13 protein-coding genes are annotated in these 12808 nt (G+C 69.2%); 7 read left to right on the top strand and 6 right to left on the bottom strand.

The window, feature by feature from the left end; all coding sequences use genetic code 11:
• Nucleotides 1-88: 88 nt before the first annotated feature.
• Nucleotides 89-841: a GH25 family lysozyme gene (locus tag O7631_RS09270; protein WP_278147894.1), complete on the top strand. Its 753-nt coding sequence runs from the start codon at nt 89-91 to the stop codon at nt 839-841.
• Nucleotides 842-923: 82 nt separating this feature from the next.
• Here O7631_RS09270 and O7631_RS09265 read toward each other — a convergent pair whose 3' ends face one another.
• Together O7631_RS09265 and O7631_RS09260 are read right to left on the bottom strand one after the other, a co-directional pair.
• Nucleotides 924-1151 carry a hypothetical protein gene (locus tag O7631_RS09265; RefSeq protein WP_278143878.1) on the bottom strand — a complete coding sequence of 76 codons (228 nt, stop codon included), beginning with the start codon at nt 1149-1151 and terminating at the stop codon, nt 924-926.
• Between the two features lie 65 nt (nt 1152-1216).
• Complete coding sequence (locus tag O7631_RS09260) at nt 1217-3238, bottom strand: serine/threonine-protein kinase (protein ID WP_278143877.1); 2022 nt, start codon at nt 3236-3238, stop codon at nt 1217-1219.
• Nucleotides 3239-3328: 90 nt separating this feature from the next.
• On the opposite strand from O7631_RS09260, the gene O7631_RS09255 reads away from it, so the two are divergent.
• Together O7631_RS09255 and O7631_RS09250 are read left to right on the top strand one after the other, a co-directional pair.
• Nucleotides 3329-3523, top strand: coding sequence for an acyl-CoA carboxylase subunit epsilon (locus tag O7631_RS09255; protein ID WP_278143876.1), 195 nt, complete (start codon nt 3329-3331; stop codon nt 3521-3523).
• Nucleotides 3524-3612: 89 nt separating this feature from the next.
• Complete coding sequence (locus O7631_RS09250; protein WP_278143875.1) at nt 3613-4071, top strand: hypothetical protein; 459 nt, start codon at nt 3613-3615, stop codon at nt 4069-4071.
• 74 nt (nt 4072-4145) lie between these two features.
• Here the strand turns inward: O7631_RS09250 and O7631_RS33270 are convergent, their stop codons facing one another.
• Nucleotides 4146-4610: a hypothetical protein gene (locus tag O7631_RS33270; RefSeq protein ID WP_347403500.1), complete on the bottom strand. Its 465-nt coding sequence runs from the start codon at nt 4608-4610 to the stop codon at nt 4146-4148.
• Between the two features lie 836 nt (nt 4611-5446).
• On the opposite strand from O7631_RS33270, the gene O7631_RS09240 reads away from it, so the two are divergent.
• From O7631_RS09240 to O7631_RS09230, 3 genes are all read left to right on the top strand, one after another.
• Nucleotides 5447-6616, top strand: a complete 1170-nt coding sequence (locus O7631_RS09240) for a S8 family serine peptidase (RefSeq protein WP_278143874.1) — start codon at nt 5447-5449, stop codon at nt 6614-6616.
• A gap of 293 nt (nt 6617-6909) precedes the next feature.
• The gene (locus tag O7631_RS09235; protein ID WP_269681157.1) at nt 6910-7578 is read left to right on the top strand and encodes a Maf family protein; all 669 of its coding nucleotides are present in this window, start codon (nt 6910-6912) and stop codon (nt 7576-7578) included.
• Nucleotides 7575-8228 carry an O-methyltransferase gene (locus O7631_RS09230; RefSeq protein WP_278143873.1) on the top strand — a complete coding sequence of 218 codons (654 nt, stop codon included), beginning with the start codon at nt 7575-7577 and terminating at the stop codon, nt 8226-8228. Before O7631_RS09235 ends, O7631_RS09230 begins: the two co-directional genes overlap by 4 nt.
• A gap of 136 nt (nt 8229-8364) precedes the next feature.
• Here O7631_RS09230 and O7631_RS09225 read toward each other — a convergent pair whose 3' ends face one another.
• The 3 genes from O7631_RS09225 to O7631_RS09215 all read right to left on the bottom strand — a co-directional run bounded on the left by O7631_RS09225 (nt 8365) and on the right by O7631_RS09215 (nt 10889).
• On the bottom strand, nt 8365-9120 hold the full coding sequence (locus tag O7631_RS09225) for an ABC transporter permease (RefSeq protein ID WP_088986366.1): 756 nt from the start codon (nt 9118-9120) through the stop codon (nt 8365-8367).
• Between the two features lie 50 nt (nt 9121-9170).
• Entirely contained in the window at nt 9171-10130 is a 960-nt protein-coding gene (locus O7631_RS09220; RefSeq protein WP_278143872.1) for an ATP-binding cassette domain-containing protein, read from the bottom strand.
• Nucleotides 10131-10277: 147 nt separating this feature from the next.
• The gene (locus O7631_RS09215; protein WP_278147892.1) at nt 10278-10889 is read right to left on the bottom strand and encodes a PadR family transcriptional regulator; all 612 of its coding nucleotides are present in this window, start codon (nt 10887-10889) and stop codon (nt 10278-10280) included.
• A gap of 148 nt (nt 10890-11037) precedes the next feature.
• Between O7631_RS09215 and O7631_RS09210 the strand changes: the two genes are divergently transcribed.
• Nucleotides 11038-12789 (top strand): biotin carboxylase N-terminal domain-containing protein, encoded by a 1752-nt coding sequence (locus O7631_RS09210; RefSeq protein ID WP_278143871.1) that lies wholly within the window; start codon nt 11038-11040, stop codon nt 12787-12789.
• Nucleotides 12790-12808 lie beyond the last annotated feature (19 nt).

Below are 12808 nucleotides of genomic sequence, written 5' to 3'. Positions count from 1 at the left end.
CGATGAAGCTTTCTTCAGCCACACTTGCGATCTTGGGCACTAACCTCCAAAGATGGTTGTCGATAGAGCGATCCTCTTGGAGGCACTCATGGCCCGTACCCCGTCATCGCTGCGCCGCGCGCTCGCGGCCGGCCTCACCGTCCTCGCCACCGCGGCGGCGGCCCTGGTCGCGACCGCCGGACCGGCGGCCGCGGCCACCACAGCCGGCGTCGACGTGTCCCGTTACCAGGGCACCATCAACTGGACCAGCGTCCGCAACGCGGGCGTCGAGTTCGCCTTCATCAAGGCGACCGAGGGCACCAGTTACAAGGACCCGAACTTCAACGCGAACTACGTCAACGCGTACAACGCCGGGGTGATCCGCGGGGCGTACCACTTCGCCCGGCCGAACATCTCCGCCGGCTCCACCCAGGCCAACTACCTGGCCTCCAACGGTGGCGCCTGGTCGGCGGACAGCCGCACCCTGCCGGCGGCACTCGACATCGAGGGCAACCCGTACAGCGGCGGCTACTGCTACGGCCTCAGCACGACAGGCATGCGCAACTGGATCCAGGACTTCCTGAACACCTACCGCTCCCGCACCGGCCGGTACGCGGTCATCTACACCACCACGAGCTGGTGGAACCAGTGCACCGGCAGCTGGACCGGCCCGTGGGCGAACCACCCGCTCTGGCTGGCCCGCTGGGCGAGCACGCCGGGCGCCCTGCCGGCCGGGGCGTCGGTGTGGAGCTTCTGGCAGTACACCAGCACCGGCGCTGTCTCCGGGATCAGCGGCAACGTGGACCGCAACTACTGGAACGGCGACCGGAGTCGCCTGATCGCCCTGGCGAACAACACCTGACAGTGCCGTTGGCGGCAGCGGGATCGACGGTCACCTCACGGTCGACAATCGGTCCGGCTGCCGCCACCACAGTCGGTTCAGGTCAGGCTCGACGCCGGCTCAGGGCCGGCACCACAGCTTCCTCGCGGGCCAGAGCGCCCCTGCGGGACAACCGCCAGGCAGTCACTCCCGAGCCGGCAACGATCACGACACTGAGCAGTGCGATGAGCACCGGAACCCCCACGGCGACCAGCAGCAGGATCGCGTCGCCGAGCGCGACGAGCATCCACAGTGCCATCCGAGGCCGGGTGTCCCTCCGTCGGTAACCCATGTCGTGCCTCCCTCCGTCGTCGAAGGTCAATTACCCAGGACGACGGAAGGTCATGCGAATGAGTTTCAGTCCTGACGGTCGGGCACAAAACCCTTGGCGATCCGGTCGAAGTTCGGCAGGTTGGCCTGCCAGTCCTTCTCGGCGATCTCCCACCGCAGGGCGTACCCCCGGTTGCTGGCCGTCACGAACCCCCGGTTGCGGACGTGGATCCGCTGCCCGCCCCGGGTCTCCAGCCACTCCCAGTCGCCGCAGGTCTTCCAGAAGTCGCACGACTTGATGCCGAGGTTCTGGTAGTTGCTGACGAGCCGCTTGCGGTTCGGCTCCTGCTCCTGCCAGTCCGCTACCGCGTCCTTCTTCGGGCTGGCGGTCCACTGCACAAGCAGCTTTCCCGGACCGTTGGACTGGTTGAAGACGACAGTGTTGCTGTTGACCTGGCTACGCACCCAGCCGTCGGGGATCGGCAGGGCGAAACCGGTCGGGTCCTTGTGCAGCTTCCAGCCTGCCGGTAGCGCGTTCGGGTCCGCCGAGGGCGTCGCCGAGGCCGACGGAGTGGGCGCACCCGTCGTCGGCGGCGGTGGCGCGGCAGCGGACGTCGGGGCAGCCCCCGAGGTCGCGGCGGCCCCTGTCGGGTTGGCCTGCGGAGTCTTGTCGTCGTCCTTGGTGAGCATCGGCACGATCACCACGAGGCCGATCAGCAGCAGCGCGACCAGGGCACCGACCAGCACGTTGCGGCGAGTGTTGTTCGGCTTCATGCCGTCCGACAACGGCACCGCCGCACGACCGGAGGGACCCACCGGAGGCATCAGCGCCGTCGGCGTCGACGGCTTGCGCTGCACCGGTGCCACCGGCGGACCGTCGACGACGGTCGGCTCGTCGTCGTCGGTGGTCGTCGTATCGTCGCCGGTCGTGGCGCTCGTCGCCGTGACCATCGCGGTCGGGTCGGCGTCGGCCGGGGCCGGTCGGTCGATCGTGGCGGTCGGCTCCGCCGCCGCCGGGTCGGCGTCCACACCGGACGACACCACGGCCGTCGGTGTGGCGTCGGCCGTCGGTGTGGCGTCGGCCGCCGGCGTGGCGGCCTCGGCCGGTGCCGCGTCGGCGGTCGGGGTCACGGCGGCGACAGACGCAGCGGCGGCGGCCGGCGGCGGCGACACCGGCCGGTCGACACTCTCAGCCGGTCGCGGCGCCGGCACCAACGGCGGGCGCGGCTCACGCGGACCGTTCGGCCCCGGCCGGCGTACGCCATCGAGCAGCGAAATCCCGCGCGACCGCTTGCCGCCGGCGCGGCGCAGCAACCGCTCCGCCACCTCGGCGGTGATCCGCTCGTTCGGGTCCTTGCGCAGCAGCCCGTTGAGCACTGCCTTGAGCGGGCCGGCGTTCTTCGGCGGCGGGATCGGCTCGGTGGCCAACGCGGCCAGGGTGCCGATCGCCGACGGCCGGGCGTACGGCGACTTGCCCTCGACCGCCGCGTACAGCGTCGCGCCCAGCGACCACAGGTCGGCCTCCGGCCCGGCGGTGCCGTCGCGGGCGCGCTCCGGGGAGATGTACGCGGGTGAACCGAGCACCATGCCGGTGCGGGTCACGTTCGGGTCGCCCGGGATCGTGGCGAGGCCGAAATCGGTCAACACCACCCGGCCGTCCTCGCCGAGCAACACGTTGCCCGGCTTGACGTCCCGGTGCATGACGCCGGCCTTGTGCGCGGCGCTGAGCGCACCCAGCACACCGAGGCCGATCTCCACGGTGCGGGCCACCGACACCGGGCCGTCCTCGGCGAGCGTGTCCTGCAACGACTTCGACGCCACGTACTCCATGACGATCCACGGATCGCCGTCGGTGCGCAGCACGTCGAAGATGCGGACGACGTTGGCGTGGTTGAGCCGGGCGATGGCCCGGGCCTCCCGCAACGAGCGTTCCCGCATCTCGCGGCGTTCCTCGTCGGTGAGACCGGGCGGCGGCACCAACTCCTTGATGGCGACGTCCCGGTGCAGCACCTCGTCGCGCGCCTTCCACACCCGGCCCATGCCGCCCTGGCCGAGCGGCGACAGGAGCCGGTATCGGTCAGCGACAAGTTGGGGAAGCGCGTTCGACATCGCTGAGACGGTACCCGGAGCCGCCGACGCTCACACCGCCGGCACGCCACTGTCCGCTTCCCGCAACTTCGCGCCGCGTACCCTGGCGGCATGTCTGCCGAAGAGCCGCTGATCCGGGTCGTCCGCGGTGTCCCCACCGCCGAGGAGTTGGCCGCTCTCGTCGGGGCGCTCGTCGTCCGCTCCCGCCCGGCCGTGGCCCCCGCCCCGAAGACCGCCTCCGCCTGGGCGCGCAGCGGGCGCCCCGCCGGCCCTGGCGGGTGGCGGGCCGCCGGCCTGCCCCGCTGACCCGACCCCTCCAGGTGGGGGCTGCCAGGGGCACGCGGAGCCGTTACCCTCACTCAGGGAAGCGGTGCCGTTACACGTAGGGAGGATCCGTGATCCCTGAGGAGGGCCGGCCAGCGCCCTGGTTGCGCGGATACGGCGGCATCGAGGCCGACATCAGCCAGCTCCGCGACTTCGCCGACCGGCTCGCCGCGGAAGTCGAAAGCAACTACGCGCCCCACCTGCCGTACATCGCCGAAGACATGTCCGCGCAACTGCCCAACCCGTGCGACGCCTTCGTCGAGCTGGTCACGTTCCTGCACGCGCACCACGAGACGCAGCAGGCCACCGCCGACATGGTGTACGCCGTCCGAGGCGCCACCGGCCACCTCGCCGCCGCCGCCGATCGAGTCGCCACCCACTACGCCGACAGCGACGCCTTCACCGCCGCCCGAGTGGTCGACGTCCGACGTGCCCTCGCCGACCCGAGCAGCCTGCTACCCGGCGGGCCGACGCCGATGCTGACCGACCCCACCAGGCCCGACACCGAAGGGCCGGTGGTCCTGCCGTGATCGAACGAGGCACCGGCCGCACCTCCGGCCTCACCGACTGGCAGCTGATGGACGTCAACAGCATGTGGGCCTGCCTACAGGACCACGACACCGCCAACCACTGGAAACAGGTCGCCGGCTGGCGCAAGGTCTGCGACCTCGCACAAACCCACCTCGGCCGTCTCCACGAATACCGGCGCGGGCTCGCCGCCGCCTGGCCACCAGAAACCAGCGCCGCCTCCAGCACGTACCTCGCCGAACTCGACGAACTCATCGACAAGGTCCAGCGCACCCACGACGCCGCCGCCGCGAACTACACCGCGCTGTCCGCCGCCACCCAGGCCATCAGCACCACCCGCGCCGCGCTCCGCAAAATCCACGAGGTGTACGCGGCCAAGCTCCAACAGAAGCAGGCGTACGACTCGATGGCCGCCGACCCGAAAGCGGTGATGGGCAACCGGGTGACGACGCCGCCGGTCGCGGATGGGGAACTGGAACAGCTGAACGTGCAGGCCAGGAGCATGATGTTCGGCCTCAGCGGCGAACTCCAACACGCCCAAGCAACACTCCAAAAACCACCCCCACCCCCACCCCGAGTAGGTCACCAGCCGAACGACCCTGACGTTTATGCCAGCACCGCACAGACCCCGGTAATCCCGCCTATCGTTCCAGTACCTATTAGGTCAGCCTCAGCAACGACGGAGGCCCGGAACGTAGCGTCGTCGCAGCCTATGCGTGCGCAGGTGCCCAACGGAGTGGGGCCAGTGCTGGGTGGAACGGGTTCCACTTTAGTGCCCGGCACGACGAATCCAAACTTCTCAGGATCAGGATTACCTCCGGCAGGACCGATAGCTGCCACTTCTTCCGGCGTGCCAGCCGGGGCTCCAATCGGACCTGTCGGCGGTTTGCCGCCACGGCAGTCCGCGAGTGCCAGGCCACCAGCCGGTACCGAAAATCCTGCGCAGCGCCAAACACCACCGGCATCCATTCGCCCCATGGCACCAGGAGGCCTTATCGGGGGCACACCAGGCATGGGCCTCAGCCAACCTGGCCCAACTCAGAGTTCACCCCGCCGGGTCAACCCAATCGGCGGTGTAATCGGTGGCGGCGGGGCAGGCACAGCGCCGAGCGGCGGGGCGGGTTCTCGGCCTGGATCGGGACGTGGCCTTTCATCGACGCAAGGCATGGCCCCGATGGGCGGAGCGCCCGGGTCGGCGTTTCCCCCGGGCTTTCAGTCGACTTCGGTCCGCCCGAGCGACCAACGGAAGGACAGCATCAAACCCTCCCGTTGGGATCCCGACCATCCATGGGAAACCGATGCGGGAGTAGCGCCGGTGGTCCGCCCGCCCGACGACGGTGGGCCGATTGATCCCGGCCCCGCCATCGGCCTTAATAGATGATTAATGCCAGAGCCAAGGCCACTATCGGCCTGCTGTTATTGCAGACTCTAAGCACTGGGCTTGCTCCAGAAGTTCCATCGATTATTAGTCAGACCGCAGCGACACCTGAGGCAGCCGAAAGAATTCGTAAAGATCAGTGGCACCTCGAGTTCTTGAAGGCCCTCCAAGCGCATGCAATCAGCCAAGGCGATGGGGTCATCGTTGCCGTTCCCGACACCGGCGTCGACCCTCACCCTGACCTGAAAAATAACTTGTTGACGGGAACCGATACGATCGCTGGCGGCTCCGGCGACGGCAAGAAAGACTCGAACAGCCACGGCACAAGTATGGCGGGATTGATCGCGGCCCACGGTCAAGCTGGCAACCTAGGAGCCCTCGGAATTGCGCCGCAGTCCAAAATAATCCCTATACTGGCGTCCACCTCGCAGAATCTTGGGGAAGCCGACGATCTCGCTGAGGCCATTGAATACGCCATTTCAACTCGGGCCCAAATTATAAGCATCTCCTCTGGAGGAGCATCAACGCCGCGTCTCGTACAGGCAGTGAACGCTGCCATAGCCGCAAATATTGTTATTGTCGCAGCAGCAGGAAACACTCCCCACGAACCCGTTTCCTACCCAGCCAGCGAAGAGGGCGTGATCGCGGTTGGTGGTGTCGATCGCGCTGGACAACACGCTGCCACCTCGGTCACCGGGCCGGAAATCGACGTGGTCGCTCCTGCGGTGGACATCTACAGCACTAGCTACGGCGGAAAGTACTCGAAGGGCACCGGTACATCGAGTGCGACGGCGATTGTGGCCGGGGCGGCGGCTTTGATTCGCTCCAAGTACCCGTACCTGCCCGCGCGCGAGGTCGCGCATCGGCTCACGGCCACCGCCATCGACAAGGGCCCGCCTGGGCGTGACGACGAGTACGGCTATGGCGTGATCGATCTCGTGGCGGCGCTGACGGCAGACGTACCGCCGCTGGGTTTTGAATCGGTGAGCGCTCCCGCCGACGCCGACCCTTCGACGGCGGCCGGCGAACGGCAGGGTGATGGCGACACCGGCGCTACGGCACGTGGCCTGGCCACCCTGGGTGTGATTCTGGCTGCCGGGGTCGGATGGGCGGTGGTGGCACGGCGCCGTCGCCGTGGTGATGATCCGCCGCCCAGGATCAGCCGCTGAGAGCGCGAGCGAGTTTGATCGTCTCGGGTTTCGCGAAACCGGGGTGTCTGGCGGCATCGGATACCGCGTTTTCCGGGCAGGGCGAGCGTCGCCGAGGGGTAGGCCGGGCTGATCGACTCCATATCGCCGATGTGGCGGTGTCGGTCGGGGGTGGATGGGCCGTTATCGGCGATGTGGAGTGGATCAAGATGGAAGGGGATCAAGGGGAGAGTGGATCAAGGGGATGTGGGTTATGCGTGGGCTGGATCTAGCGTGGCGGACGCCGTGACTGGGTTGCCGGTAACGTCAGGTTCGTGTCTGACTCTCTCCCGCTCCGCCTTGTGCTCGCATCGGCGAGCCCTGCCCGTCGCAAGCTCCTGCAGGCCGCCGGCATTGAGCCGGATGTGCTGGTCAGCGGGGTGGACGAATCCCTGGTGATGGCCGACCGGGCCGAGGAGTTGTGCCTGGAGTTGGCGCGACTCAAGGCACAGGCGGTGCTGACCCGGTTGAGCCCGGCCGCTGATCAGCGGACGCTGGTGGTCGGCTGCGACTCGGTGCTGGCCTTCGACGGGGAGATTCTCGGTAAGCCGGCGGACCCGGCGGACGCGACCCGGCGGTGGCAGCGAATGCGGGGGCGCAGCGGGGTTCTGCACAGTGGGCACTGCCTGATCGACGTCGTTGCCGGGCGGCGCGCGGAGGCGGTGGCCTCGACGACTGTCCACTTCGCGGACATCAGTGACGACGAGATCGCCACGTACGTAGCCAGTGGCGAGCCGCTGGCCGTGGCCGGCGCGTTCACGATCGACGGGCTGGGCGGGCCGTTCGTGGAGCGGATAGAGGGTGACCCGGGCACGGTGGTCGGGTTGTCGATGCCGCTGCTGCGCCGCCTTCTCGCCGAGCTTGACCTGCGGATCACCGACCTGTGGACGAAGGTCGCGCCGGGCGGCCAGACCGTCGAGCCACTCGGTAACGTCCGGTCATGACCACCAAGTCGATCCCGCTCACCGACGAGTTGCACGCCTACCTTGTCGCGCACGGCTCCCCGCCGGACGAGATCATCCGGGACCTGGCCGAGGAGACCCGGTCGGTGTTGCCCGAGCACGCCACGATGCAGGTGGCGCCGGAGCAGGCGGCCTTCCTGACCTTCCTCACCCGGCTTCTCAGCGCGCGGCAGGCTGTCGAGGTCGGCACGTTCACCGGGCTCTCGTCGCTGGCGATCGCCCGTGGTCTGCCCGAGGGTGGGCAGTTGACCTGCTTCGACATCTCCGAGGAGTTCACCGGCATCGCCCGGCGCTACTGGGATCGGGCCGGCGTGCAGGACCGGATCGACCTGCGGATCGGCCCGGCCGGGGACCGGCTACGGGAGCTGCCGCAGGAGCGCTATCTCGATTTCGCGTTCATCGACGCGGACAAGACGGGCTACCCGATCTACTGGGCGGAGTTGGTGCCCCGGATGCGTCCGGGTGGGGTGATCGCGGTCGACAACGTGCTGCGCGGCGGCAGGGTCATCGCGCCGAGGGACGTCAGCGACCGGGCGATCGCCGCGTTCAACGACGAGGTGCTCGCCGACGTGCGGGTGGACCCGGTGATGTTGCCGATCGCCGACGGTCTCACCCTCGCCCGGGTGCGCTGAGCAGCTGATCCACTCGGGTTCCTGGAAGTCGCGGCATCCCACGCGCCAGGACACCCCGACTTCCAGAAACCGAGTCGATCAAGCCCGGCCACGGCCACGGCCAGGCCACGGCCAGACCACGGCCGCGGCCACGGCGTCAGCGGACGCTGCGGGCGAACTGTCGTGCTGCCCAGACGACGCCCAGCACGGCGAGCACCGCGGTGATGCTCAGGCCCTGCCAGACCTTGTCGCTGCCCAGGTCGCCGGCGAACAGCGCACGGGTGCCGTCGACCGCCCAGGAGAACGGGTTCCAGTCGGCGATGCCCTGCAACCAGCCCGGGGCGAACGTCAGTGGCAGCAGGATGCCGGACAGCAGCAGCACGGGCTGCGCCACGGTGTTCATCAGCGGGGCCAGCGCGTCCTCGCTCTTGACCTTGAGCGCCACGCCGTAGGAGACGGCCGAGGTCATGAGGGCGATAAGGGCGAGCATCAGGTACGCCAGCAGGAGGTCACCGAGGAACACCCGCAGGTCGAACAGGAGCGCCAGCAGGGTGATGATGACGGCCTGCACGAGGAGCGACACCACGTCGCGCAGTGAGCGGCCGAGCAGCAGGGCCAGCCGGCTGATCGGGGTGACCCGCGAGCGTTCGATGACCCCGGCTCGCAGTTCGGCGATGAGGCCGAACCCCTGGAAGAGGCCGCCGAAGATGGCCAGCAGCACCAGCAGACCGGGTACGAAGATCTTGTAGGCGGCCGCCTGGGTGGGTGCGTTCAGGGCCGGCTTGAGGAGCGGGGCGAAGAGCAGCAGGTACATCACCGGCTGGAACACGCCGACGAAGACCCAGACCGGGTTGCGCAGCAGCAGTTGGGTCTGCCGCTGGAAGATCAGCCACGTGTCACGGGCGAATTTCATGAGTGGTCTCCGAGTGGTCAGGACTCGCGCAGCGAGCGATGAACGAACGGTCAGGACTCGCGCAGCGAGCGGCCGGTCTTGGTGAGGAAGACGTCGTCCAGGCTGGGCCGGTGCAGCTCGATCGAGCGCAGCTCCAGGCCGGCGTGGTCGAGTCGGCGCAGCACCTGCGGGATGGCGGTGGCGCCCTCGTCGACGTAGAGGCGCAGGCCGCCCTCGTCGACGGTCTCCAGCTTGTTGACGAACAGCTCGCCGTCGAGGGCCTTGGCGGCCTGCGGCGTGGCGGCCAGGTCGAGGCCGACCAGCACCACGTCACCGGAGATCTCCCGCTTCAGCTCGGCGGGGGTGCCCTCGGCCACGACCTCGCCGTTGTCCATGATCGCGATCCGGTCGCAGAGCGCGTCTGCTTCGTCCAGGTAGTGCGTGGTGATGAAGACGGTCATGCCGTCGCTGCGCAGTCGGCGGATCTCGTCCCACATGTGGGCGCGGCTCTGCGGGTCGAGGCCGGTGGTCGGCTCGTCCAGGAAGACGATCTTCGGCTCGTGGATGATGCCGAGCGCGATCTCGACCCGTCGGCGTTGACCGCCGGAGTAGGTCTTGCACTTGCGGTCGGCGTACTCGGTGAGTTGGAAGGCGTCCAGCGCGCGGACGGCGCGGCGCTGCGCGTCGGCCTTGCCGATGCCGTACATGCGGGCGTGCAGCACCAGCTCCTCGCGCGCGGTGGACTCGTCCCAGGTGCTGCCGCCCTGTGGGACGTAGCCGATGCGGCGGCGCACCTCGGCCGGGTCCTTGCGGAGGTCGGCGCCGGCGATGGTGGCTTCGCCGCCGTCCGGCTCGATCAGCGTGGCGAGCATCCGCAGCGTGGTGGTCTTGCCGGCGCCGTTCGGGCCGAGGAAGCCGAAGATCTCGCCCTCGGCGACCTCGAGGTTGACACCCCGCACGGCGTCCACGGTCTTCGTCTCTCGACCCGCGCGGGAGCGGAACGACTTCCGCAGCCCCCTGGTCTCGATCATCTCTGCTCCTGATCGTTCGGGCCGGCCGAGCCGACCATCGAGTAGGGCCGGTCGAGCCGGCCGCCGATTGGGACGACGCCGGACGGCGCACTCCCCCGCTGTGCCGTCAGCAGGCTAACGCGATATAACGTTTCTAGTCAACATTGATTATTTCGCGTCGGGCGCGGGCCGCTCCTCACCGTCCCGCCACCCCGGCCAACCATCCGCGTTCTCCAGCTCAGCAGGCAGGTACGACACACCTGACTCGACACGTTCCGCGATTCGCTCGCACCACCCGACCTCCGCCTCCGCCCGGACGGACCACAGCTCGACCATCCAACTGACATGTACCGGCTTGGCGTTGCGGACCCAGTCCGACTCGAGCGAGGCACGCATCGAGGCGACGTTGGCGCGGAGCAGGTTGGCGCGGTTGCGCAGGGCCGCCGCCGCCTCCGAACGGGGCATCGCCGGCAGGAAGGAGAACGCCGCCGTGAACGGGTCGGGCGGCTCGCTGAGGTTCCACCAGAGGTTGCGCAGCAACGTCTCGAACTCGTCCTCCCCCTTGGCGGTCACCTCGTAGGTGGTCCGGGCCGGACGAGCACCGACCTGCTCGGTCGCGACGGCGTTGAGCAGCCCTTCCTCGGTGAGTTTGCGCAGCGCGTGGTAGATCGATCCGGGCTGCACGTTGGCCCACTTGTCGGCGCTCCAGCTCAGCAGCTCACGGCGTACGTCGTAGCCGTGCACGGGCTGCATCCACCGCACCAGACCGAGGATCATCATTCGAGTCGCAGACACCCAACAAGCGTAATAGCCAAGTTTGACTAAGTGGGGGTGGCGCAGTGCCGCATCCCACACTGAGCGATCGTTAGGGCCGCCAGGGTGGCCGATACACTCCCCGTCAGTAACCTGCCCGGGAGGAGCCACGAAGGTGCGCAAGGTACTCATCGCCAACCGCGGCGAGATCGCCGTCCGGGTGATCCGTGCGTGCCGCGACGCCGGCCTGGACAGCGTCGCCGTCTACGCGGACTCCGACCGCGACGCCCTGCACGCCACCCTCGCGGACGAGGCGTACGCGCTCGGTGGCGACAGCGCGACCGAGACGTACCTGCGCATCGACAAGCTGCTCGACGTCGCCGCCCGGGCCGGCGCCGACGCCGTACACCCGGGTTATGGCTTTCTCTCCGAGAACGCCGACTTCGCCCAGGCGGTCATCGACGCCGGGCTGACCTGGATCGGTCCCACCCCGCAGGCGATCCGCGACCTTGGTGACAAGGTCACCGCCCGGCACATCGCCCAGCGGGCCGGCGCCCCGCTCGTCCCCGGCACCCCGGACCCGGTGGCCAGCCCGGACGAGGTGATCGCGTTCGCCGTCGACCACGGCCTGCCGGTGGCCATCAAGGCGGCCTTCGGCGGCGGCGGTCGCGGCCTCAAGGTCGCCCGCACGATGGAGGAGATCCCCCAGCTCTTCGAGTCGGCCACCCGGGAGGCGGTCGCGGCGTTCGGCCGGGGCGAGTGCTTCGTCGAGCGCTACCTGGACCAGCCCCGCCACGTCGAGGCGCAGGTCCTCGCCGACCAGCACGGCAACGTGATCGTGGTGGGCACCCGGGACTGCTCGTTGCAACGCCGGCACCAGAAGCTCGTCGAGGAGGCCCCCGCGCCGTTCCTCACCGACGCCCAGCGGGCGCAGATCCACGACAGCGCCAAGGCGATCTGCCGCGAGGCCGGCTACCACGGCGCCGGCACCGTCGAATACCTGGTCGGCAGGGACGGCACGATCTCCTTCCTGGAGGTCAACACGCGACTCCAGGTCGAGCACCCGGTCACCGAGGAGACCGCCGGCATCGACCTGGTCCGCGAGCAGTTCCGGATCGCCGACGGCGAGAAGCTGCGCATCACCGAGGACCCGACGCCGCGCGGGCACGCCATCGAGTTCCGGATCAACGGCGAGGACCCGGGCCGCAACTTCCTGCCCGCCCCGGGCACTGTCACCGCGCTGCGGCTCCCGAGCGGCCCGGGTGTGCGGGTGGACACCGGCATCTCGGCCGGCGACGTGATCGGCGGCAACTTCGACTCGCTGCTCGCCAAGGTGATCATCGTCGGTGAGACACGGACCGAAGCCCTGGAACGCGCCCGCCGCGCGCTGGACGAGATGGTCCTCGACGGCATGGCCACCGCCCTGCCGTTCCACCGGCTGGTAGTGCGCGACGAGGCGTTCACCGCCGAACCGTTCAGCGTGCACACCCGGTGGATCGAGACCGAGTTCCACAACACGGTGCCGCCCTTCACCGCCGCCGCCGGCGCCGCCGAGGCGCCGGCCGAGCGCGACACCGTCGTGGTCGAGGTCGGCGGCAAGCGCCTCGAGGTCAGCCTCCCCGCCGGCTTCGGCGGGAGTACGACCACCGCGGCACCCGCCTCCCGTAAGCCGACTCGGCGCGGTGGCGGTGCGAAGGCCGGCGCCCCGGTCGGTGGAGACGCGCTCACCTCGCCGATGCAGGGCACCATCGTCAAGATCGCTGTTGCCGACGGCGACACCGTGGCCGAGGGCGACCTGGTGGTGGTGCTGGAGGCGATGAAGATGGAGCAGCCGTTGCACGCCCACAAGGCGGGCACTGTCAGCGGGCTCGCCGCCGAGGTCGGTGCCGTGATCACCGCCGGTGCCGCGATCTGCACCATCGCCTGACGGTCGGAGGGCCTTCCCG

It is taken from the genome of Micromonospora sp. WMMD967, assembly GCF_029626165.1.
GTDB lineage: Bacteria > Actinomycetota > Actinomycetes > Mycobacteriales > Micromonosporaceae > Micromonospora > Micromonospora taraxaci.
The sequence above is the reverse complement of the archived record's forward strand: the minus strand, read 5'-3'. Positions and strand labels throughout refer to the sequence as shown.

Bases quoted from the DNA above. Each gene is read 5' to 3' on its own strand.
- O7631_RS09225 (WP_088986366.1), bottom strand. From the start codon at position 9,120: ATGAAATTCGCCCGTGACACGTGGCTGATCTTCCAGCGGCAGACCCAA.
- O7631_RS09260 (WP_278143877.1), bottom strand. From the start codon at position 3,238: ATGTCGAACGCGCTTCCCCAACTTGTCGCTGACCGATACCGGCTCCTG.
- O7631_RS09265 (WP_278143878.1), bottom strand. From the start codon at position 1,151: ATGGGTTACCGACGGAGGGACACCCGGCCTCGGATGGCACTGTGGATG.
- O7631_RS09230 (WP_278143873.1), top strand. From the start codon at position 7,575: ATGACCACCAAGTCGATCCCGCTCACCGACGAGTTGCACGCCTACCTT.
- O7631_RS09220 (WP_278143872.1), bottom strand. From the start codon at position 10,130: ATGATCGAGACCAGGGGGCTGCGGAAGTCGTTCCGCTCCCGCGCGGGT.
- O7631_RS09270 (WP_278147894.1), top strand. From the start codon at position 89: ATGGCCCGTACCCCGTCATCGCTGCGCCGCGCGCTCGCGGCCGGCCTC.
- O7631_RS09215 (WP_278147892.1), bottom strand. From the start codon at position 10,889: ATGATGATCCTCGGTCTGGTGCGGTGGATGCAGCCCGTGCACGGCTAC.
- O7631_RS09255 (WP_278143876.1), top strand. From the start codon at position 3,329: ATGTCTGCCGAAGAGCCGCTGATCCGGGTCGTCCGCGGTGTCCCCACC.
- O7631_RS09240 (WP_278143874.1), top strand. From the start codon at position 5,447: ATGATTAATGCCAGAGCCAAGGCCACTATCGGCCTGCTGTTATTGCAG.